We start from the raw sequence: 21,638 nt of genomic DNA, 5'->3' as shown, positions 1-21,638 counted from the left end.
ATGAACCAGCCCGGCGTCGCAACGATGATCGGGCACGTGCGCGTCGGCGACATCGATAAGACGACGCCGGCATCCTATTCCGATGCCGTCATCAATAGCGTGTTGCGGTCGCGTTGGCAGGATGGCGACAGTCTGCTGATCACGGACGATTTCAGCATGGGCGCCGTGACGGGCTCGAAAGACGGTATCGGCGGCGCCGCGATCAAAGCCTTGAATGCCGGCGTCGATATCGTGCTTTTGCGCGATACCGCTACGTATTTCGACACCGTCATGTCAGCGCTGATCGAGGCCGACATCAACGGCGAGATCGATCAAAAGCGTCAGAGCGAGTCACGCCAGCGGCTGAGCCGCTACGTGTTCATCGACGACCGCGAACCGCCCATGCAAGCGCAGCAGTAGAGTTGTTTATTGGCGCGACTTGCGTTCCGCAAGCCGGCCGCCACGCGCGGGGGATCATCTATCTCTTCGTCATCCTCGAACGGGCGAGCCTGCGAGACCGTTTGGGGATCCAGCGTAAGAATTGCCGAAGGCTCACTATTGCGTCTTCGACGAGTCTTGCGCTGGATCCCCGGCCTTCGACGCTCCGTCGGCGCGCTCGGCCGAGGATGACAGGTGGGACGAGTGTATCTGGCATCCCCCTGTCCAAAGTCGACTATTGAATTGACGGGGAATTTCGCGTCCATATTTTGTGATTGGCCTAATGCGCAGCATGCTGACTAAGATCAGCCAAAATTGCGTGGGGGGCGTATTTCATGGATTCCGGTCAGCTCAAAGACTCATTAGTCGAACTTTTTTCAAATCCGATCGTACAAGCTCTCGGCATTGGCGGACTTCTATTCGCAATCTCGACCTTTAGTATTCAACTTTGGCGTTACGGTCCGGCGATCAAACGGTTAAATAGATTAGAAGTACTTTCGCAACTCTATCATCTCGGAGAAACACAAAAGGAAATGACGCGGGCTTTTGGTGAAGCCACCGCTGCGTCGTGCGCGATGCGTCTCACGGCTGCTCAGGTGCAGAGCGACTTAGATAATCTGCGCGAGTTCATCACAGATATTCAAGAAAAGATGTCCGAGTACAATGCGGACAGAATCACACAATCTCGTCTCGAACTTGATAACTCAGAGCTTCCAATTGGCACCTTCTTCAAACGTACGTCACCCGCGGTCACCCCGCCAAAGACGCCAGAACAGCTTTTTCAAAGCATGAGAGAAGCCTGGGATCGGTTTGCCGATGTTTTTCGCACACGTCTTGAAGAAGCGGGAATTGATCCAAAACTCAATCGGATCGGTAAAATGACCTACATGCTGTCCGATCGTCGGCGCTCAAATCCATTGCCGGTTGAGACAGCGGATCTCATTACCGCTCTGAGCAGCCAGTACAAACGACACGTGGCCCTTCAAAGAATTTCTGCGACGGAGCACGACAACTTTGTGCAGCTCGTGCAAACGGCGATTGACGAAGTGAAGAAGAAGAAGCCCCGAGTTGTCGCACCGCTTAATGGGGGCGACCCGGCGCGATTTTCGGAACCCGTGAACTAAATTCACATTTTTCGGCAATATCGCGCCAGGATTTGGATACGAAAAGATCATGTCGAAGTGCCACTCACTCCAACCCCCGCACCTCTTCCTTCACTCGGATATCCGCGATAATGCGGTCGAGGAGTAAGCAGGTGCGTTTAAATAAATCCGACCCTTTGCTGTAGTCGGCGCCGGCGTAGAAATCGCAGCGGCCGGCTTTGAAAAGCTCGACGCATTTGCCGGCGCTTTCGCTTGGGCTGTGCACGGCGATGGCATGACCGCCGTTCTTCTTCAGAAGCGCCATGCTCGGCACGTCGGTGTCGCCGTCGCCGAAGTAGATCATGTTCGAGAACGGGATCGGGCGCTGATCCTCGGGCATGTGGGCGTTGATGTTGTCGCCCAGGTCCTCGATGCCCTTATTGATGCGGAACAGGAACTGCGTCTTGCCGGTATCGGAAATGATGCGTTTCGGAAACGGCAGTTCGTAGGCTTCGAACCAGTACTCGCTCGCGAAGACGTTGGCGAAGTGCTTGCGGATTTTGGTGCCTTCGATGATCTCGATCAGCCCCGACGACACGAGGTAGTGCTTCACCGTGATGCCGGCGCCTGCCGCGTGCTTCTTCACGTAGGCGTGCATCGCGTCGAACCATTTCTCGACACCGGGATAAAGCTCGACGTGCTGGCCCTGCGCCACGAGATCGGCGCGGTCGATGCGGACACCTTTCTCCTTCGCCTTTTTGTAGAGCAAGTGCATGTAGGTGATCAGCGCGTCGGCGCGTTCGGCCTTCGAGACACGCGCGCACTCGGCCCAGAACTCTTCCGGCTTGATGCCGAGTTGCGGCAGGAAGGCGTATTCCTGCATCGGCTTCGGCGACAGCGTGCCGTCGAAGTCATAGACGAGGGCGATGACTCTTTTGTTGGGCGCTGGCGACTCGCGTTCCGCGAGCCGGCGGCCAGCGCCGGAGCTTCGGGCAGGCGGTCGCGAGCCGGAAGCGCCAGCTTTGTCCTTCGCGCCGCGTTCCTGTTTCCCTACCCGCTCGACCATGGCCGCCTCTTTCCGCCGCTCGACTTGTAGAGGGGAGAGAAGCGCGATTCGGGTGGCGCAAGAAAGTCTTGGGCGTCAGTTGTCCGAGTGGTTGGCGTAGATTTCTTCGCGGACCTGCGCATAGCTCAGCACCGAAAACAGCACCGTGCCGCCGAATACGTTGCCTGCCAACGTCGGCAGAAAGAAGCGGAATACCGCCGTGTCGAGCCCGATGAGCCCCGTCACCACGCCATAAAGCGCCTCGACGCTGCCGGCGACGATGTGCGTGAAGCCGAAGAGCGCGATCAAATACGTGAGTAGCGTGATGACCAGAAAATCAACGCCCTCGGTGGACGCCAGAATCCACACCACCGCAGCGATCAGCCAGCCGGCACCGATGCCTTTGGCGAACATTTCCCAAGGCGTGTTGCTCATGACGCCATTCACGATGTTGGCGAGTGCCGGTGCCACATCGGCCGGGATGATCGGCAGGAACGCCGTGGCGAGCGCGAAAATCAAACAGCCCGCAATGTTGGCGGCGAGCACGATGCCCCAAAGGCGCAGCATCTTGTTGAGCCAGTGGACCTGTTTGCGCGCCATGACCGGCAGCACCGCCGTCAACACGTTCTCGGTGAACAGCTGCTGATGCCCGAGGATGACGATCAGAAAGCCGACCGCGTAACCGAGCTTGGCAACGATCGGGCTCCAGTCCGACGCGGGCAGATGCGCGGCAAGGGCGGCTTCCGTCAGGAATGAAAATCCGATCGAGATGCCGGCCGCGATGCCGGACCACCATAGTGCCGAAACCGGACGGCGCAGTTCGGCCTCGCCTTGAGCGCGAATGATTTCATAGACGACGGCCGGGCGGGGACGGGTCGAGTCGCGAACCTGCTGACGCTCCTTGCGGCTTAGTCCGGAGCCCGGCGTCGGGTCTGGTGCGGTCGACGACTGTCCTTCGTTCTTGACCGGCTTGGCTGCGTCTTTGCCAGGCTTTTCCGCCATCTCAGTGCTTGCAATCCGGGCCGTGGACATGGCCCGGCTCGCCATGATCGTGCTCGTGATCGTGGTGATGATGATCGTGATCGTGATCGTGACCATGGTCGTGGCTGTGATCGTGGCCGCAGCCGCAGGCGTCGCCATGCTCATGGTCATGGCCGTGCGCCTCGGGATCGACGAGGGCCGCTGCGAGCTTGCTCTCGATCGCAATCGACATCTCGCGCGGCGAGCCTTTATCCTCGATCAGCAGAGCCATCACTTCGGCGCCGATGCGCAGATCATCGACGGCGCCTAGATAATGCCGGCGCAGACGCCCCTGCCTGTCGAAAATCAGCATCGCCGGCGTGCCCTGAAGTTCATAGGCCCGCATCGTTTCGGGCAGGTTCTCGCCGTCGGGCTTATCGAGCGCCACCGGAATAGTGATGTCGTTTTCGGCAAGGTAGGCTTCGACCTTTTCCGGCGACTGCTCGGCGAATTTCTCGAACGCCATGTGCAGGCCGAAAACAGCGACTTCCCGTTCATCGAACGCTCGACGCAGCCGCATGGCCTGCGGCAGTCCATATTTTTGCGAACCGGGGCAAGTCAGCTGCCAGATCGCGACAACGACGACTTTGCCCTGCTCAGCTTTGAGCGTGCGTTTCTTGTCGGAGTTGAGCCAGCGCTGCGCGGAAATTTCGGGCGGGCGTTCGGGATTGAACATCGGCAGACGATCCTCGGTCACTTGGCCTTATATAGCATCGGGCACTCAAATATGCAGTGCCGGCCTCAATCGCAATTACCGGGTTTTTGCGGACCAGCTGGCCGCGGATGGCCGGTGCATGCGAGAGCGGCCGGTAAGGCGCACGGCTGAGCCGTTCCCGTTTCGAATATTCGAAATTGCAGCGGACAGCCGCGCATCACATTGTAGGCCGTGACGCAGCCGCTCGCCGGCGGCAGCGGGCTTTGCGATTTCGCGGCAAGAGCGGCGTTGGCGCGCATCAGCCAGCGGTCCTCGATGATTGAGAACCTGGGCGTATTGTCGGCGATGCCTGCGGCCAGTCCGTCGAGCGTCTGCCGGCCGGGCGGAACACCCAACACAAAACGACCGGACGGCTCGCGGAAACCAACGAGATCGATTTTAGTTGCCGGACAGGCGGCAATCGCGTGGCGAAGCTGCTCGGCCGGCCAGATCTTGTCGATCGACGGCAGCACACCGCCGAGCAGTGTGATCGCGAACAGAGCCAGCGCCGCAACACCTGTCGCGGCCCAGCGCCTGAGACCGCCTTCGCGCCCTTGCCGGCCGCTCCAGATGAACAGCGCAACAATGAGCAGGATAATGAGGGCCGAAAAGGGCGACGGCCATTCGCCGGCAAACGCATAAACGGCGCCGAATATTGCGAGCGGCAACACGGCCAAGCTCGTTGGCCAAAACGGGAATGCGTGCCATTTCGGCGGCTTGCCGTGGCCGTTCTCAGCGACGACGACGCTTGCGACCGCCAGCGCCAACGCCGGAAACATCGTTTGCACCATGTAAGTGCCGGGCTTCGACGACAGCGCCTCGAGATAGACGAGGTAGCCGATCACCCAAGCCAGCAAAAATCGCGCGAGCTTTTGTTCGCGTCCGTCCCATAGCCGCGTAAACGCCGAACCGATCAACGCCGTGCCGGGAAGAAAGCCGAGCACGAGCGCAAGCACGAACGTTCCCGGCAGGGCGCGGAGCTTCATATCCTGCGCCCCGCCGAGTGCGCCCAAGAATTCGCGCCAGCTCATTCCTGAAAATGGGGTGCCATCTTGGTGGGCGCGCACGATGAGCCAGGGAGCGGCGATCACAAGAGCAAGCGGAATACCTGCGAGCGGCCGCAGCCGCTTCAGCCAGGACAGATCGCGGTCCATTGTGAATAGTGCGATCAACGTCGCGATGACGAGGATCGGGACGAGCAACGCGTTGATCAGGATGCCGAAGCCGAGCGCCGCCCAGAATAAAAGGGGAATCCAGCGGCGTTCGTTATCGTTCGTGTAGACGCGGAGCAGCGCCAGCATCGCGACCGTCGCAGGCAGCAGAGACAGACCTTCGGCTATGGCGAGTTGAGACACGAGGACCGTCAACGGCGCCACGGCGAACAGAGCCGACGCGATCAGCGCGGCCTCGGCGCCGACGATGGCGCTCCCAAGCCAGAACAGCGCCAGCACCGCAAGCGTCACGGCGATCAACGAGGGGACGCGATAAATCCTGATGTCGCGGGCTAGCGCATCACCCGCCAGCCAGCGACTCGCGCCTTGTGCCCAGAACGTTCCGATCGGCCGATATTGCTGCACGGCATCGCCGTAACGCGGGTCAGTCCAGTCGCCACGCGCGACCATATCCCGTGTCGATTCGGCGTAAATGATTTCGGTGCGGTCGACGGCCGGTAACCGGACGAAGCCCGGAAGGTAGACGGCGAGACATAACGCAAGGAGCGCCAGAGATGCGGCTTGGGGGCGCGACGCGAGTGCAGCCCAGCTTTCCGTTATCGAGCGGCCGCGCTCCACCACAATCCACCCCCATCCTTGACACGTTTCCCGATCTCGGGTGTTTGCGCATCATGAAGGCGAAAACGCAAGAGGCGCTCTTATCGCATGGCTGAAAACGCTACAGGCAGCGGTATTAACCGCGCGCGATTGATCGATCTCATCAAGGAACGCTCGTTTCAGGAGGGCCCGGCGTTCAAACTCGCGTCCGGCAAGACCTCGACGTTCTATTTCAACATGAAGCCGACGATGCTCGATAGCGAAGGGGCGTTTCTCGTCGCGTCGCTGATCCTCGACCAGATCGAAGGGATCGAAGCCGATTTGATCGGCGGTCTCGAGATGGGCGCGGTGCCGATCGCTGCCAGCGTTACCGCTATCGCCCACACGAGGGGCCGCAAACTTCCGGCGTTCTTCGTCAGAAAGCAGGTGAAGCAGCACGGCACGCAGGCGCTCGTTGAAGGTCTCGCAAAAGGCGAAAGCATGTCTGGCAAGAAAGTCGTGGTCGTCGAAGACGTAACGACGACCGGCGGCTCGGCGCTGAAAGCGGCCGAAGCGCTGAAGGCCGAAGGCGCGGAAATCGTGCGCATCATCACCATCGTCGACCGGCTCGACGGAGCTGCGGAGACGTTCGAGAATGCCGGATTTAAGTTCGTTCCACTTCTGACGCTGACCGATTTCCGGAAGTAACTGCGATCAACCAATGTGCTTTTCGAGGAAGGCGCGGGTTCGGTTCCAGGCGAGTTCGGCTGAGGCGCGGTCGTGGACGGAGCGCTGCTCGTTCATGAACGCATGGCCCGCATCGTAGCGGAAGATTTCAGCGCTCTTGCCGGCGGCCTGCAGACCTTTTTCGAAAGCGTTGACGGCCGCAGGCGTGACCCAGTCGTCGCTGTTTGCGAAATGGCCCTGCAATGGCACCTTGACGTCGGAGGGCTTCGCTACGGACTCGGGCGGCAGGCCATAAAAGCAAATCGCAGCGGAAAATTCCGGGACGCGGCAGGCGCCGAGCATGGCGACAGCACCGCCGAGGCAGAAACCCGCGATTGCGACCTTGGGGCTCGACCGCAGCAAAAACTGCGCCGCGCCGCGCACGAGTTGATCGGTCGCCTCAAGGAAATTGAGCGAGTTCATCTCGCGGCCTGCGGCGTCGGTATCGTGATACGGGATGACTTTGCCGTTGAAGAGGTCGGGCGCCAGCGCATCGTAACCGGCAAGGGCGAAGCGGTCGCAGATGCCTTTGATCTGATCCTGCAGGCCCCACCATTCCTGGATGACGACGACGCCGGGCGCGTTGGCCTTTCCGGCTTTGGCTAGATAGCCTTCGGCCGGCTTGCCGTCAGGCCGTTCGAATGGAATGCGGGTGCCCATAGTCTGCTGTCTCCGATTTCGATCGTGTGCGCGCCAGTTCTATTCGTCACGCAGCCGCCAATCAACGCTGTTGCGCGACCAGCAAATCGGAGCCGCTCGAGGCTTCAGGGTAAATGGGGCCGCTACTCGGCAGCGGCGGCGGCGCGGCCGATCGACGGACCTGCCCGCAGGACGTCGGCATCGACATACGGCACGAACTTCGCGAAATTTTCGTGGAACATATCGGCGAGTTTGGCCGCCGCCTTGTCATAGGCGTTGGGATCACCCCAGGTCTCGCGCGGAGTCATGACTTTAGAATCGATGCCGGGCAACACGACCGGAACCTTGAAGCCGAAGACCGGATCGGTGCGCATCGTTTGGCCTTTGAGTTCGCCTGAGAGCGCGGCCTCGAGCAGGGCGCGCGTCACCTTGATCGGCATGCGCGTGCCTATTCCATACTTGCCGCCCGTCCATCCGGTGTTGACAAGCCAGCAATCGACATTGTGCTCGGCGATCAACCGGCGCAGCAGGTTGCCGTAGACGCTCGGATGGCGCGGCATGAACGGCGCGCCGAAGCAGGTCGAGAATGTCGGCGCCGGCTCGGCACCCATGCCTTTCTCGGTGCCGGCAACTTTCGCCGTAAAGCCCGAGAGGAAATGATACATCGCCTGACTTGGCGTGAGTTTCGCAATCGGCGGCAGCACGCCGAAAGCGTCGGCCGTCAGCATCACGATATTTTTGGGATGCCCGGACGTGCCGGTTAGACTGGCGTTGGCGATCGCTTCCAGCGGATAGGCGGAGCGTGAATTTTCAGCGAGCCGGTTGTCGTCGAAATCGGGAACGCGCGTAACGGGTTCGATGACGACGTTTTCAAGCACCGTTGAGAAACGGTTGGTGGCGTGCCAGATCTGAGGTTCGGCCGATTTCGACAGGCGGATCGTCTTGGCGTAGCAGCCGCCCTCGAAATTGAAGATTCCGTCTTCCGACCAGCCATGCTCGTCGTCGCCCAAGAGTTCGCGTGTGGGATCGGCCGAAAGCGTCGTCTTGCCAGTGCCCGATAGCCCGAAAAAGACAGCAGAGTTACCGTCCTTGCCGACGTTGGCGGAACAGTGCATCGGCATCACGTTCCGGGCCGGCAAAATATAATTCAGGAAAGAGAAGACGCTTTTCTTGATCTCACCGGCATAGCTCGTTCCGCCGATCAGCACGATGCGCTTCGAGAAGTTGCACGCGATGACCGTTTCGCTTCGTGTGCCGTGATAGAGGGGCGCGGCGCGGAAGCTCGGCAGATCGACGACTGTGAATTCCGGAACGAAATTCGCAAGCTCTGCGCCGGCGGGCCGGCGAAGCAGATGGCGAATGAATAGAGCATGCCACGCATATTCCGTCACAATGCGCGCATTGAGCCGATGGGCGGCATCGGCTCCGGCATAAAGGTCCTGGACGAAGAGTTGCTTGTGCCGCGCAAAGCTGACGAAATCGGCGAGCATCCGCTCGAACTGCTCTTCCGACATTTCCTTGGCGTTGTCCCACCAGACCGCGCGATCGGTTTCCGCATCGCGTACGATGTACTTGTCTTCCGCCGAACGTCCCGTGTGCTGGCCCGTCTCGACCGCGATCGCGCCACCGTCCGCGAGACGGCCTTCGCCGCGCCGAATCGCGTACTCGATCAGCTCGGCCTCGCGCACATTGCGGAGAATCTTGGGCGACGTCTCAAGCGGAAACAGCTGAATGGTCATTCGAAAAATTCACCCCTAACAGGCTGGCGTATCGGCAGATCACCTAACGAACCGAACATGCTGCAAATAAATATGCGCGCCGCTTATGACCCCGCACACCGCGCAATTTTCAGGTGCGGCTCAGTGCTTATGGAATGCACTGCGACGGCTCAAGCTGTGCGTTGGTCCTAATAGTAGGCAACAACGAGGCCATGATAAAAATTGGTAACAGTATGTTACCGCTCAAATTTTCTTTCGCACATAGCAGCAATGATAGAGCCCAATGCGGGCTGCGGACAAGCGAAACGGTCGTCTTGTGCGCAGTCAATGAGCCGGCTTTGCTTGCCGTAATGTCCTCAGTCGCCTATTCAGGTGCCATTCAGCCTCTGGCGTCCATTGGACGGACCGCCACAATTGCTTCACCGTACCGCCATAAGCGCCAAGACGGCGCGGCACGCACCCCCGCCGCACCACGGGCTTGAGAGGAAACTATGAAGGAAAAGAGCACCATCGCACTCGTCGATGACGAGCGGAACATCCTCACCTCGTTGAGGATGGCGCTCGAAGCCGAGGGTTACAAAGTTCGGACCTACGGAGACGGCGTTTCCGCACTCGAAGCATTAGCCGAAGAACCCGCCGACCTAGGTATTTTCGACATCAAGATGCCGCGTATGGACGGCATGGAGCTATTGCGTCGCGTACGCCAGCAGTCGGCGATGCCGGTTATCTTCCTCACGTCCAAGGATGAAGAAATCGACGAGCTGTTCGGCCTCAAGATGGGCGCCGACGACTACATCGCAAAGCCATTTTCGCAACGGCTCATCGTCGAGCGCGTCAAAGCCGTCTTACGGCGCGCGGCGCCGAAAGATGGAACGACGGTCGAAGACGAAGCCAAGCGCGTACTCGAGCGCGGCAAGCTGAAACTCGATCCCGAGCGTCACACCTGCCACTGGGACAGCAAGGCCGTCACGCTGACGGTCACCGAGTTTTTGATCCTGCAGGCGCTCGCAACCCGTCCCGGCGTCGTCAAAACGCGCGATGCGCTGATGGATGCCGCTTACGACGATCAGGTCTACGTGGACGATCGCACCATCGACAGCCACATCAAGCGCCTGCGTAAAAAGTTCAAGCAGGTCGATGACGACTTTGATGTGATCGAGACGCTGTACGGCGTCGGCTACCGCTTCAAAGAGTGAACGGCCCGCCGTCGATCGGAGACAGGATGGCGTTCGACAGCAACGACATCGCAGCGGAGGGGGAGTTGGCCGGCACGTCGAGCGAGGCTGCTCAGCCGCTTTCCAATGCTACGCGTCCAGTATTCAACGCCGCCGCTGCACTGTGGCGGAGCTTTATTTCCCTGACCTGGCTGACAGACGGCTGGATCGCGCGCACCATCAGGAAAAGTCTCAGACGCCGCATTCTGCTTGCCAATCTGGTTGGCTTGCTGAGCCTTCTCTGCGCCATCCTCTATCTCAGTTTGCACCACGGCTGGCTGCTCGATGCGAAGGTGGACGTCGTCAAGACCGTGTCGCGCATCACCGCTGAGGCCATCGCGTATCGTGCCGTCAACGAGCGGGCGATTTTCGATCCAAATCGCCTGCCTGAAAAGACGCTGCCGCGTGCCCAGCGCGACGATGCCTTTGCAGCGCTCGAACTTCCGATCGATCCGCATCAGGCGGCAATCGTTTTACGCAAACTCGTCGGGCCGGCGGATCTGAAGGCGCGCATCTATTCGCCGAAAGGCTCATTGATCCTCAACAGCGAGACCTTATTCGGCAAGGACGACGCGACTGAAGATACAGCCGCCGACGACAATGAGCCGGCTCCGCGATTGCGGAATTTCTGGACGCGCCTGAACTACTGGGTGATCAATAAGGAACTCAGGGTCTACCGGGAACTCGGCACGGCCAACGGTTTTCTCTACCCGGAAGTGAAAAGCGCCGCTCAGCAGGGGCGCGAAACGCCGATTCTGCTCCTCAACCGTCACGGGCAGCAGATCGTTTCGATGGCCGAGCCGATCAAGCGCGGCAACAAGATTCTCGGCGTGCTGCTGCTTTCGACCAAGCCGGGCGACATCGACGATGTTCTGTGGGACGAGCGCTGGTTGATCCTGCAGATCGCGGCGATGGCGCTTGTCTTTTCCGTCGCGAGTTCGCTCGTGCTCGAACGCACGGTCGCGGGACCGATGCGCCGGCTTTCGGAGGCGGCCAATCACGTCACGCAAAATATTTCGGCTCGCCAGGAATTGCCCGACCTGATGGATCGGCAAGACGAGGTGGGACAAACCAGCCGGGCGTTCGCCGCGATGACCAACGCCCTCTATCGGCGCATTGAAGCCAGCGAGAAATTCGCGGCCGACGTGGCGCACGAACTGAAAAATCCGCTTGCTGCGGCGAGGTCGACGGCAGAAGCCCTCACCTACGCCAAATCGGATGCCGGCAGGGATGAGCTGGTTCAGGAAATCCAAACCGAACTCAGACGGCTGAACCGCCTGATCAACGATATCTCGAGCACGTCACGGCTCGACGCGGAACTGGCGCGGCAGGAAATGCAACCAGTCGACGTCCGTGTCGTGCTCGGCAACATCACCAACCTGTTCACCGACATGCTGGCCGACGATAGCCGCAAAATTGCGTTGATCGCGGAACCGGCCACGACATCGGCTTACACGGTGCGCGGCAACGACGGCCGCCTCGGACAAGTGTTCACCAATCTCATCGACAACGCGCTGTCGTTTTCTCCCGACGGCGGCACCGTGACCGTCCGAGCCAAGCCGAATGGAAGCAAGATCGAAATCGCCATCGAGGACGAAGGGCCCGGCATCCCTTCCGATAGACTGGGCCAGATCTTCGACAGGTTCTATAGCGATCGCCCGCAGACCGACAGCAAACACGGCAAGAACTCGGGGCTCGGTCTGTCGATCTCGCGTGAGATCGTCGCCAGCCATCACGGGGAGATTTTCGCCGAGAACCGCGCATTGAACGGAACGGATCGGACGAAAGGCGCGCGTTTCACGGTTCGCCTGCCGTTGTCGACCGAACAGGGTGGCGGGCTTGCCTGGCGCGGTTGAGCGCGTCCACGCGACGGCGATTGCGGTCGGCCGCCGTGGCGTCCTGATCCGCGGCCCTTCCGGGTCCGGAAAATCCGACCTCGCTTTGCGCGCTCTGGCTCTCGGTCCGTCGGCCCTTCTCCAAGAGCCCGTAAAGCTCGTTGCCGACGATCAGGTCATATTGACGAGCGAACCCGGCGCTCTGATTGCGGCGGCGCCGTCCGTACTTCGCGGGAGGCTTGAGGTTCGCGGCGTCGGTATCCTGGAAGTTGCCGCGGCCGCCCAATCCGAGATCGTTCTCGTTGCCGATCTCGTGCGGGAAGGACCGATCGAAAGGCTGCCTGATCCCTGGCCGGTAGTCCATATACTGGGGTATGACGTACCCGTTATACACCTTCTTCCATTCGAGGACTCGGCGCCCTCAAAACTCGTCGCGGCGCTCTTATTGGCGGCTCTGCCACGAATTAAATCAAAGGCTTGATCTTAGACTAGAAACCTCTTGCACCTGCCGCGAACACTTGCCACCTTCCGCGCGGCGCGGCAACCGTGCACGGCGATCGCCGCATAAAAACAAATTGGCCCGGCGCACATGATCGGACTTCTAATCGTCACGCATGGCGGGCTTGCTCAAGAATTCCGAAATGCGCTCGAGCACGTCGTCGGAGCGCAACCGGCGCTCGAGGCGATTGCGATCGGCCCGGACGACGATATGGAGGCGCGCCGGATCGATATTCTGGAAGCCGTGAAACGGGTCGACAGCGGTCAAGGCGTGATCATTTTGACCGACATGTTCGGCGGCACGCCTTCCAATCTCGCTATTTCGGTGATGGATGAGTCGAAGGCCGAAGTCATCGCCGGCATCAGTTTGCCGATCCTCGTCAAGTTGGCGAGCATCCGCACCGAAGTACCTTTGGCCGAGGCCGTTATCATGGCACGCGATGCCGGCAAGAAATACATCAAGGTCGCAAGCCAAGAACTTTCCGGCGGCTGAGGGCTTGGCGCAATCATGCCTGAACTAACCAACAGTCTGAAACCGGAGGCGGTGGTCGTCGTCCGCAACATCAAGGGACTGCATGCGCGCGCCTCTGCGAAATTCGTCAAATGCGCAGAGAGCTTCGACGCGACCGTGACGGTCACGCGCGAGGGGCACTCTGTCGGAGGAACGTCGATCATGGGTCTGATGATGCTCGCTGCGGGACCCGGCGCGGAGCTTCACATTTCGGCGATGGGTCCGCAGGGACCAGAGGCGCTGGCGGCTCTCGTTCGCCTCGTCGAAGCGGGTTTCGACGAGGATTGCGTCGGCGACGCCTAGCTATTTCAGTCACTTGTTCGGCAGTTGCGATCCTGGCCCTGGACGGCCGGGTCAAGCCCAGCCATGGCGTGGGGGGAATATCTAGCCCGAACACCGCTGACTAGGCATCGCAAGATGCGCTGTCCGACGCTTCACTGCTGACGCCGCACGAAAATGGGGACGCTCGCGAAAGCATCCCCATTCCGAGTAGGCTCAGAGAGTCCAAGCTTATTGGGCGAGGTAAAGCGTCGAAATCTTCAGCGCGATGTCGCGGAAAGCTGCCTTCAGCGCGTCGCCGGTCGTCGAGTTGTAGAAATGCGCTGTGTCGGTTGCACAATTTGACAGTGTGCTGATCGCTGTCTGGTTGCCGCCGAGCTGGAAGCCGACGGTATAGACCTCGATACCGTTCTTCTTCATGTCGGAGCAGACTGCCTTCGCCTGAGTGGGCGAATCCGTTCCGTTGACCGAGCTGCCTGCACCGTTTTGTCCCGTCTCGACGCCTTTGCTGTCATGCACGCTGTTGTATTCGCCGTCGGTCATCAGGATTGCGATCTTGTTCGTGTTCGCCGTACCATAGGCGACAGGCTTACTGCCGCTTGGAAGAGCGGAAGCCCACTTCGGAGAGAGCATGTAATAGGTCCACGCCGTACCGATGTGCCCACCGGTATTTCCTCCGTCCACCAGCCCGTTGATCTTGTCGTGCAAGTTCGACTTATCACTGGTCATCGGCAACAATTCGCCTTTGGAGTTGATGCCGCATTTGCCGTTGGAGGTGAATTCGCGGAGGACATAATGGTTGTTGCCGGGCGCAGTATCGGAATAGTCCTTGCCCGGTCTTTCCGCGACGCACGTCGTTGCAGGGTATTCGTAGTCAGTCGTCTTCTTCTTCTTGCCGCTGCCGGTAGTTACCGAGTACACGACAGACGCAGGCTTAGGAGTGGCGTTCTGGCCCGTCGCGGCCTTAAAAAGGTCAGACGTTGGCAGCACGTCGCTCGAGAACGGCACGATGGCCACGCGCGACGTATATTTGCTCTGATCGGCCCAGACGACGATGTCGACGAGATCGTTCGCGGCATCCTTCATGTCGTCGAGCTTGGTGCCATCGCCCATCGAGCCCGAAACGTCGAGCATCATGGAGATTTCGAGGTTCGTTTCGGCATTGCCACCGACTGCGAGAACGGCCTTCGAATAGTCGCTGCCGTCGGAGTGGAGCAACGGCAGGGTCTTCGTTCCGCCTAGGCCCATGAACGGTGTCGATATCGCGGCGTTGCCCGTGGCGATGACGGACGTGGCGTTATCGCCGATAGCGAACCCGATGCCATCATTGATCACGTGAAGACGAGATTGGACCGCCTGATCATAGTACGTCTTAGCAAGAGTAAGAGCCGCCTGCTGATCTCCGCTGTTGGTCTGCAGTGCGCGCGCGGCTGCAAGGACCGCCGCGTCTGTTGCCGCCAACGTTTGATTACGTGCGCTGAGAAATCGGGCGTAATCGACCGCGAGACCGATCATCATGAAAAGCGCGAGGGCCATTAGGCCGAAGAGAATTGCCACGTCGCCGCGCGTATCGCGCGAAAACCGGCCCAACACTGAGGTGAGCCTCTTCCCGTTCTTCGCATCCGCGGAACCCTGCCGGCTGCCCGGCCACAGCTTCCCACAATCGACCCGCATCGCCGCCTCCTGCGCGCTATACTTAAGCGGCACAATAGCGGGAGATGTATTTAAGACGAATTAAGACGGCAATTTCTAATTATCTTCAAAATAAACGAACATTCTACGACATATACTGCATTTTATGCAAATTGTATACATATAATCTACGGTATATTAATAAGAAATACTTGGTAATACCAGATAAATCTGAACCTCTCATCGTCTGCGCTGGTGGGCAGAAGCCCTCGGCTTCTCCCGCGACATAAAGAGTTGTTTATATCTTGTTGCCTGCTTGCCGCCTGTTCGTTATAGCGTGGGGCGACTGCAGGAAAACGCGCATTGCGGCGCTTTGGCCGCCTCGACCGTCGGCGTGCCTGACGCCGCCGATGCGGCCGTGGTTGATCACGACTCGTCCCTCAGGAGCAAACATGAGCGCCAAGTTCACCGATTACATCGTCAAGGATCTCGCTCTGGCGGAGTGGGGCAGGAAAGAAATATCGATCGCCGAGACCGAGATGCCGGGCCTCATGGCGACGAGGGCCGAATACGGAGCCAAAAAGCCGCTCAAGGGCGCCCGTATTGCGGGTTCTCTGCATATGACCATCCAAACGGCCGTGCTGATCGAGACGCTCACCGCGCTCGGCGCCGACGTACGCTGGGTGTCGTGCAACATTTATTCGACGCAGGACCACGCCGCAGCGGCGATCGCCGCCGCCGGCATCCCGGTCTTCGCTTGGAAGGGTGAGAGCCTCGTCGACTACTGGGATTACACCCGCAAGCTTTTCGAGTGGGGCGACGGCGGCGTGCCGAATTTGATCCTCGACGACGGAGGCGATGCGACGCTGTTCGTGCATTTGGGATTGCGCGCCGAGAACGGCGACACCGGCTTTCTCGAAAAGGCAGGCTCGGAAGAGGAAGAAGTTCTCTTTGCGCTGCTCAAGAAGACACTGAAGGAGAAGCCGAAAGGCTGGTTCGCGGGACTTGCGAAGAGCATCAAGGGCGTTTCGGAAGAGACGACGACCGGCGTGCATCGCCTCTATGAGATGCAGAAAAAGGGGACGCTGCTGTTCCCTGCCATCAACGTCAATGATTCCGTCACCAAGTCCAAGTTCGACAATCTCTATGGCTGCCGCGAGAGCCTCGTCGACGGCATTCGCCGTGGCACCGACGTGATGATGGCCGGCAAGATCGCGTTCGTCGCCGGCTTCGGCGACGTCGGAAAAGGTTCGGCTGCCTCGCTGAGGAACGCCGGCTGCCGCGTACTGGTCGCCGAAATCGATCCGATCTGCGCCCTGCAGGCGGCGATGGAAGGCTACGAAGTCGTGACGATGGACGATGCCGCCCCGCGCGCCGACATTTTCGTGACGGCAACCGGCAACAAGGACGTGGTGACGATCGACAACATGCGCGCCATGAAGGATCGCGCCATCGTTTGCAACATCGGCCACTTCGACAACGAAATTCAGGTCGCCGGACTCAAGAATTTCAAGTGGAACAACATCAAGCCGCAAGTCGATGAAATCGAGTTTCCGGACGGTAAGCGCATCATCCTTCTGTCGGAAGGCCGCCTCGTGAACCTTGGCAACGCCATGGGCCACCCCTCGTTCGTGATGTCGGCGTCCTTCACCAATCAGACGCTGGCGCAGATCGAGCTTTGGAACAACATCGGCAAATACGAGAAGAAGGTCTACACGTTGCCGAAGCATCTCGATGAGAAGGTCGCGATGCTGCACCTTTCAAAGATCGGCGCCAAGCTGACCAAGCTGCGCGCCGATCAGGCCGATTATATCGGCGTGAAGCCGGAAGGCCCGTTCAAGTCGGATCACTACCGTTATTGAGACGGAACGCATTCGCGCGAGAGCACGGACCAAGTGCTCTCGCGCAGCTCCACAGCCCTCAATCCGCAGAGCTTTAAGTTCTGCGCCACGCTAACCCTATGGAACGGCGCATCGATCGGGCTTGAGCTCGCTGTGGCGCCGCTTGGCGTGAAGATGCCAACACAAACAGCAAAAATACGCCAATCACCGAAAAATCGATCATCAGTATACCCCCGCAACTCATACAAATAGAATATAACGTGTAGCTACTATACGAGCGACATTGGCAAACGCTCGCATTTGCAACAAGAGGCTGGCGCGTAGAGCAAGAAGCTTTCTTGTGGAAGAGGTGTGTGATTGTCACACGGGGCGCGCTGGCTGCGAAGCGGTACCAGCGACCGCGCCTGGCGCCAAGACCTGCGGACACAATCGATTTTCGGCATTCGACGGTATCGGCCATCGCCAATCGGCAAAGCCGGACCTGCCGCCCCGCGGCGCCAGGGGAACACCCAGGCGCCGTTTGATTTCAAGATGGCCGGCGTGCTGGCGAGACAGGTGAAGGCATCCCATACTTCGTGAGTGATTCGCGCGGCTTAGCGCGGAATCCGAGCTGACGTGCGTGCGCGTCGGTACAACAGCGGCCCCTCAGATTGCAACGGACTTGATGCGCGCCATATCTCCGCAAGGCTCTCGAATGACGACGCGCTGGCAGCTCGCGCTGCTGCTGCTTGCGGCGATGGCCTGCGTCGCGACGATGCTCGCAAGTTTCGTGGCCGGACACCCCATCGAACCTGGCCAGTTGGACGTCCGGCACGTGTCGCTGATCGCGCTCGTCGCCGGAGCGGGGTTCATCGCCGCGCTCGTCATCTGGCACATGAACAGCGTCGGTCAGCGTCAGACCCGCGACGCAAAAGCTGAAAGCCTTCAGCTGCGGCGCAATCTTGCCGCCACCGACGCGATCATTCGCGCCGAGCCGCAGGTGCTCATTTTCTGGGAACAGGGTCAGGCGGTGCGTATCGTATCGCACACGTTGACCGGCATTGCAGGTTTGCCGGAGCATCACGCCGAAATACTGCGCTTCGGCCAGTGGCTCGAGGCAAGCTCCGCGCAGGCACTCAAGTCGGCGCTCGAAAAACTTTTCGTCAACGGCCGCTCGTTCAGCATCATCCTGAAGACGACGCTCGGCGGCGTGATCGAAGGCGAAGGCGGGACCGCCGGCGGGCGCGCGGTTCTGCGTTTGAAAGATGTCGCCGGCTACAAGCAGGAGATCGCCAGGATCGGCGAGAAACACGCGGCGTTCGCTCGCGACATCCGCTCGAGCCGCGCGCTTCTGAACACGCTGCCGATGCCCGTGTGGCTGCGCGCGCCGGATGGCCGGTTAATCTGGGTCAACACCGCCTACGTCAACGCCGTCGACGCCAAGAGCGAGCTTGAAGTTCTCGAACGCCAGATCGAACTGCTCGAGACCCGGCAGCGTAAGGCCGTCGCCAAATCTATTGCGGCCGGACAACGCTACAAGGCCCGCGTCCATCTGGTTGCCGGGGGTGAACGCAAACCCCACGACATCGTCGTACTCCCCGTCGACAGCATGACGGCCGGAGCCGCAATCGACGTGACCGACATCGAAACCGCACAGGGCGAACTCGAGCGGCAGATGCAGGCCTATGACCGGACGCTCGACCGGGTCGAAACGGCGGTCGCAATTTTTAACCGCGAACAGCAGCTGGTATTTTTCAATGCGGCTTTCATCAACCTGTGGTCGCTCGATACCGACTGGCTCGCCACGCGGCCAAGTGACGGCGCCATCCTCGATCGGCTCCGCGAAATCGGCGTTCTGCAGCCGGTCGTCAGTCATCGCGATTGGAAGGCGCAGGTTCTCGCTTGCTATCGGACTGGGGAGTCGCTCGAAGACACCTGGCACCTGACGGACGGCCGCATCGTGCATGTCATGGCCGAGCAACGACCCGACGGCGGCGTCACGTATCTGTTCGCCGACGAGACGGAACGCATCGCGCTCGAGAGTCGATACAATGGTCTCATCGACGTGCAGCGCGAGACAATCGACAGCCTCAAAGAGGGCGTCGTTGTTTTCGGCACGGACGGACGCCTGAAGCTCTTCAACAAAGCCTTCTGCGAGATTTGGCGGATGCCGTCTGGCAAGCTCGGCGAGATGCCGCATATCGGCGAGGTTATCGCCGCCGCGCAAACGCTGCATCCCGACAACGATACGTGGCTCCGGATCGGCAGGTCCGTGACGGCTTTTCTCGACGAGCGCGAAGACTTCACCGGCCAGATGACCCGCACCGACGGCGTCGTCATCGACTTTGCTTTGATGCCGCTATCGGACGGCGCCACGCTTCTAACGTTTGCCAATGTGACCGACGCCAAGCGCGCCGAGCAGGCGCTTGTCGAGCGCAATGAGGCCCTGGTCGCTGCGGACCGGCTGAAGACGAACTTCATCGGGCATATTTCCCGTGAGTTGCGCACCCCGCTCACCAGCATGATCGGCTTTGCCGAAATGCTGGCGAGCCCGATGTTCGGCGACCTCAACGACAAACAACGCGAGTATTTGACCGACATCATGTCGTCGTCGAAAACGCTGCGCTCCATCATTGACGATATTCTCGATCTCGCGACGATCGACGCGGGCACGCTTCAGTTGAAACTTGCTCCGGTCGGTGCGCGTGCCCTCATCGATGCGGCGATCCTGGGCATTCGCGAGCGCGCCATCCGCTCACGCCTCACGATCGACATCGCGGTAGCCGATGATGTGACGGAATTCATGGCCGATGAAGCGCGGATGCGCCAGATCCTTTACAATCTCATGTCAAATGCCGTCGGCTTCTCGAAACTCAACAGCACCGTCCGGTTGAGGAACTGGCGCGAAGACGGCTACATCATATTCTCCGTCGAAGACGAAGGAATCGGCATACCTAAGGATCAGATTCCCGGAGTCTTCCAACGGTTCGAAAGCCACAGCCGCGGCTCCGACCATCGCGGTGCCGGGATTGGCCTCTCGATCGTCAAAAGCCTGGTCGAGCTGCATGGCGGCAGCATCGATTTCAGCTCGGAGGAGGGCTACGGCACGCGCGTCACGGTACGGATTCCCGAACGACCAGTCAGCGCGCCGGATAGCGGCGCTACCCGGCTGGCACGCGGCGACCGGGCAGCGTAAATTCAGCCGCAATGAAGAATTCCTTCCTTTACCCCGATCTCACCGAAAGCGACGTTGCGCGGCTTGCCGGCGAGGTCGCTTTTTTTCTGCAGCCGGGCGACATGCTTGGGCTCGAGGGCGACCTTGGTGCCGGAAAATCGACGTTCGCACGGGCTCTGATCCGCGCCTTGTCGAGCGATCCGGCGCTCGAGGTCCCGAGCCCGACGTTCACGCTGATGCAAACCTACGAAACGCCACGTTTCGACATTGCGCATTTCGATCTCTATCGCGTGACCGACCCCAGCGAACTCGACGAGCTGGGGCTCGAAGCTGCGCTCAAGGATGGTGTCGCGGTGATCGAGTGGCCGTCGCGGGCGGGAACTCGGCTCGCGGAGCACTTCACACTGCTGTTTGAAGAAGCGAACGGTGCCGATCGGCGGACGGTGACGTTCAGTGCGCCTTCGGCGCTGACGCCGCGACTGCACCGCTTTGCGACCATCCGTAAATTTCTTGCCGATGCCGGTTGGGGCGATGCAGCGACGCATCTGGAATATCTGCAGGGCGACGCCTCGCCGCGCCGATATGCGCGCCTCACCAAACCCGACGGAACACGCGCGCTGCTGATGGACTCGGTTAGACGCCCCGACGGTCCGCCGATCCGAGACGGCAAGCCCTACAGCGCCATCGCACACCTCGCCGAAGATGTCCGCGCGTTTGTCGCGATCGGCGGCGTATTGCAAAAGGCGGGGCTTTCGACGCCGCGCCTGTTCGCCGAAGACCTTGATCAAGGTTTGCTGATCATCGAAGATTTCGGGGATCGCGTTTTTGCCGCCGAGATTGCACGCGGCCGCGATCAAGAACCCCTAGCGCGGCGCGCCACCGAAACGTTGCTTGCTCTGCAGGGGATATCGCCACCGGCGCGCATTGCACTTTCGGATGGTTCGGCATTCGAGATTCCCGAAGCCGACGCGAGTGTCCTCGACATCGAAACGCAATTGCTTCTCGACTGGTACTGGCCAGCGCTACATGGCCACCCTGCTCCGCAATCGGAGCGCGATAGTTTCGAGGCGGAGTGGTATCGGGTCTTCGAACGCGTCTTGAAGCAGCCGAGGGCGTGGCTGCTGCGCGATTACCATTCGCCGAACCTCATTGCCCTCGACGATCGCGCCTGCCCGCGCGACATCGGCATCATCGACTTTCAGGATGCAATGGTCGGGCCCGCAGCTTACGATCTCGTCTCGCTGCTGCAGGACGCCCGCGTCGACGTGGACGCCTCGCTGGAGACAAGCCTGCTCGATCACTACATTTCCCGCATTTTGCAACGCGACCCGGCGTTCGACACGGATGAATTCCGGTTCGCTTATGCGGCGCTCGGGGCGCAGCGGAATACGAAAATCCTCGGGATATTCGCGCGCCTCGCGATGCGCGACGGCAAGCGCCAATATCTGGCGCATATGCCACGGATCTGGGGGTATCTCGAACGCGATCTCAAACACGAGGGTCTTGCCGGGCTCGCGGCGTGGTATGACCGCAACCTGCCTCGGAGCCTGCGCGCGCAAGCCCTGAGGATCTGACGACTTTCCGG

18 protein-coding genes are annotated in these 21,638 nt (G+C 60.2%); 11 read left to right on the top strand and 7 right to left on the bottom strand.

Features of this window, described 5'->3' with window-relative positions:
* Positions 1-399: glycoside hydrolase family 3 N-terminal domain-containing protein (locus VN623_RS05280; RefSeq protein ID WP_325568857.1), on the top strand; the 399-nt coding region annotated here is incomplete at its 5' end.
* A gap of 353 nt (positions 400-752) precedes the next feature.
* Positions 753-1,541, top strand: a complete 789-nt coding sequence (locus VN623_RS05275; protein ID WP_325568855.1) for a hypothetical protein — start codon at positions 753-755, stop codon at positions 1,539-1,541.
* Between the two features lie 64 nt (positions 1,542-1,605).
* On the opposite strand, the gene VN623_RS05270 is transcribed toward VN623_RS05275, so the two are convergent.
* The 4 genes from VN623_RS05270 to VN623_RS05255 form a co-directional block, all read right to left on the bottom strand.
* Complete coding sequence (locus VN623_RS05270; RefSeq protein WP_325568853.1) at positions 1,606-2,565, bottom strand: HAD family hydrolase; 960 nt, start codon at positions 2,563-2,565, stop codon at positions 1,606-1,608.
* Between the two features lie 75 nt (positions 2,566-2,640).
* Complete coding sequence (locus VN623_RS05265) at positions 2,641-3,546, bottom strand: formate/nitrite transporter family protein (protein WP_325568859.1); 906 nt, start codon at positions 3,544-3,546, stop codon at positions 2,641-2,643.
* A gap of 1 nt (position 3,547) precedes the next feature.
* Positions 3,548-4,261, bottom strand: a complete 714-nt coding sequence (locus tag VN623_RS05260) for a TlpA disulfide reductase family protein (protein WP_325568851.1) — start codon at positions 4,259-4,261, stop codon at positions 3,548-3,550.
* A 44-nt stretch (positions 4,262-4,305) separates the two neighbouring features.
* Positions 4,306-6,051, bottom strand: a complete 1,746-nt coding sequence (locus VN623_RS05255; protein ID WP_325568849.1) for an ArnT family glycosyltransferase — start codon at positions 6,049-6,051, stop codon at positions 4,306-4,308.
* A gap of 84 nt (positions 6,052-6,135) precedes the next feature.
* On the opposite strand from VN623_RS05255, the gene pyrE reads away from it, so the two are divergent.
* On the top strand, positions 6,136-6,714 hold the full coding sequence (pyrE, locus tag VN623_RS05250) for an orotate phosphoribosyltransferase (protein ID WP_325568847.1): 579 nt from the start codon (positions 6,136-6,138) through the stop codon (positions 6,712-6,714).
* A gap of 6 nt (positions 6,715-6,720) precedes the next feature.
* Here pyrE and VN623_RS05245 read toward each other — a convergent pair whose 3' ends face one another.
* Together VN623_RS05245 and VN623_RS05240 are read right to left on the bottom strand one after the other, a co-directional pair.
* Positions 6,721-7,392, bottom strand: a complete 672-nt coding sequence (locus VN623_RS05245; protein WP_325568845.1) for a dienelactone hydrolase family protein — start codon at positions 7,390-7,392, stop codon at positions 6,721-6,723.
* 122 nt (positions 7,393-7,514) lie between these two features.
* A complete protein-coding gene (locus tag VN623_RS05240) occupies positions 7,515-9,110 on the bottom strand; it encodes a phosphoenolpyruvate carboxykinase (protein WP_325568843.1) in 1,596 nt (531 codons plus the stop codon).
* Positions 9,111-9,580: 470 nt separating this feature from the next.
* Between VN623_RS05240 and VN623_RS05235 the strand changes: the two genes are divergently transcribed.
* The 5 genes from VN623_RS05235 to VN623_RS05215 all read left to right on the top strand — a co-directional run bounded on the left by VN623_RS05235 (position 9,581) and on the right by VN623_RS05215 (position 13,450).
* On the top strand, positions 9,581-10,285 hold the full coding sequence (locus VN623_RS05235) for a response regulator transcription factor (RefSeq protein ID WP_325568841.1): 705 nt from the start codon (positions 9,581-9,583) through the stop codon (positions 10,283-10,285).
* Positions 10,286-10,311: 26 nt separating this feature from the next.
* Positions 10,312-12,159 carry a stimulus-sensing domain-containing protein gene (locus tag VN623_RS05230; protein WP_325568839.1) on the top strand — a complete coding sequence of 616 codons (1,848 nt, stop codon included), beginning with the start codon at positions 10,312-10,314 and terminating at the stop codon, positions 12,157-12,159.
* Positions 12,134-12,619 carry an HPr kinase/phosphatase C-terminal domain-containing protein gene (locus VN623_RS05225; RefSeq protein ID WP_325568837.1) on the top strand — a complete coding sequence of 162 codons (486 nt, stop codon included), beginning with the start codon at positions 12,134-12,136 and terminating at the stop codon, positions 12,617-12,619. The genes VN623_RS05230 and VN623_RS05225 overlap by 26 nt, the downstream gene beginning before the upstream one ends.
* 108 nt (positions 12,620-12,727) lie before the next feature.
* Positions 12,728-13,129 carry a PTS sugar transporter subunit IIA gene (locus tag VN623_RS05220; RefSeq protein ID WP_325568835.1) on the top strand — a complete coding sequence of 134 codons (402 nt, stop codon included), beginning with the start codon at positions 12,728-12,730 and terminating at the stop codon, positions 13,127-13,129.
* A gap of 15 nt (positions 13,130-13,144) precedes the next feature.
* Positions 13,145-13,450: an HPr family phosphocarrier protein gene (locus tag VN623_RS05215; RefSeq protein ID WP_325568833.1), complete on the top strand. Its 306-nt coding sequence runs from the start codon at positions 13,145-13,147 to the stop codon at positions 13,448-13,450.
* A gap of 207 nt (positions 13,451-13,657) precedes the next feature.
* Here the strand turns inward: VN623_RS05215 and VN623_RS05210 are convergent, their stop codons facing one another.
* Positions 13,658-15,019 carry a TadE/TadG family type IV pilus assembly protein gene (locus VN623_RS05210; RefSeq protein WP_325568831.1) on the bottom strand — a complete coding sequence of 454 codons (1,362 nt, stop codon included), beginning with the start codon at positions 15,017-15,019 and terminating at the stop codon, positions 13,658-13,660.
* A 491-nt stretch (positions 15,020-15,510) separates the two neighbouring features.
* On the opposite strand from VN623_RS05210, the gene ahcY reads away from it, so the two are divergent.
* The 3 genes from ahcY to tsaE all read left to right on the top strand — a co-directional run bounded on the left by ahcY (position 15,511) and on the right by tsaE (position 21,627).
* Complete coding sequence (gene ahcY, locus VN623_RS05205) at positions 15,511-16,920, top strand: adenosylhomocysteinase (protein ID WP_325568829.1); 1,410 nt, start codon at positions 15,511-15,513, stop codon at positions 16,918-16,920.
* Between the two features lie 598 nt (positions 16,921-17,518).
* Positions 17,519-20,074, top strand: coding sequence for an ATP-binding protein (locus VN623_RS05200; protein ID WP_325568827.1), 2,556 nt, complete (start codon positions 17,519-17,521; stop codon positions 20,072-20,074).
* A gap of 11 nt (positions 20,075-20,085) precedes the next feature.
* A complete protein-coding gene (gene tsaE / locus VN623_RS05195; RefSeq protein ID WP_325568824.1) occupies positions 20,086-21,627 on the top strand; it encodes a tRNA (adenosine(37)-N6)-threonylcarbamoyltransferase complex ATPase subunit type 1 TsaE in 1,542 nt (513 codons plus the stop codon).
* The last annotated feature ends 11 nt before the right edge of the window (positions 21,628-21,638 follow it).

The organism is Hyphomicrobium sp., assembly GCF_035572195.1.
Taxonomy (GTDB): domain Bacteria; phylum Pseudomonadota; class Alphaproteobacteria; order Rhizobiales; family Hyphomicrobiaceae; genus Hyphomicrobium_B.
This window is presented reverse-complemented; position numbering and strand designations above follow the sequence as displayed.

Bases quoted from the DNA above. Each gene is read 5' to 3' on its own strand.
- VN623_RS05275 (WP_325568855.1), top strand. From the start codon at position 753: ATGGATTCCGGTCAGCTCAAAGACTCATTAGTCGAACTTTTTTCAAAT.
- VN623_RS05270 (WP_325568853.1), bottom strand. From the start codon at position 2,565: ATGGTCGAGCGGGTAGGGAAACAGGAACGCGGCGCGAAGGACAAAGCT.
- VN623_RS05265 (WP_325568859.1), bottom strand. From the start codon at position 3,546: ATGGCGGAAAAGCCTGGCAAAGACGCAGCCAAGCCGGTCAAGAACGAA.
- pyrE (WP_325568847.1), top strand. From the start codon at position 6,136: ATGGCTGAAAACGCTACAGGCAGCGGTATTAACCGCGCGCGATTGATC.
- VN623_RS05245 (WP_325568845.1), bottom strand. From the start codon at position 7,392: ATGGGCACCCGCATTCCATTCGAACGGCCTGACGGCAAGCCGGCCGAA.
- VN623_RS05240 (WP_325568843.1), bottom strand. From the start codon at position 9,110: ATGACCATTCAGCTGTTTCCGCTTGAGACGTCGCCCAAGATTCTCCGC.
- VN623_RS05235 (WP_325568841.1), top strand. From the start codon at position 9,581: ATGAAGGAAAAGAGCACCATCGCACTCGTCGATGACGAGCGGAACATC.
- VN623_RS05230 (WP_325568839.1), top strand. From the start codon at position 10,312: ATGGCGTTCGACAGCAACGACATCGCAGCGGAGGGGGAGTTGGCCGGC.
- VN623_RS05220 (WP_325568835.1), top strand. From the start codon at position 12,728: ATGATCGGACTTCTAATCGTCACGCATGGCGGGCTTGCTCAAGAATTC.
- VN623_RS05215 (WP_325568833.1), top strand. From the start codon at position 13,145: ATGCCTGAACTAACCAACAGTCTGAAACCGGAGGCGGTGGTCGTCGTC.
- ahcY (WP_325568829.1), top strand. From the start codon at position 15,511: ATGAGCGCCAAGTTCACCGATTACATCGTCAAGGATCTCGCTCTGGCG.
- tsaE (WP_325568824.1), top strand. From the start codon at position 20,086: ATGAAGAATTCCTTCCTTTACCCCGATCTCACCGAAAGCGACGTTGCG.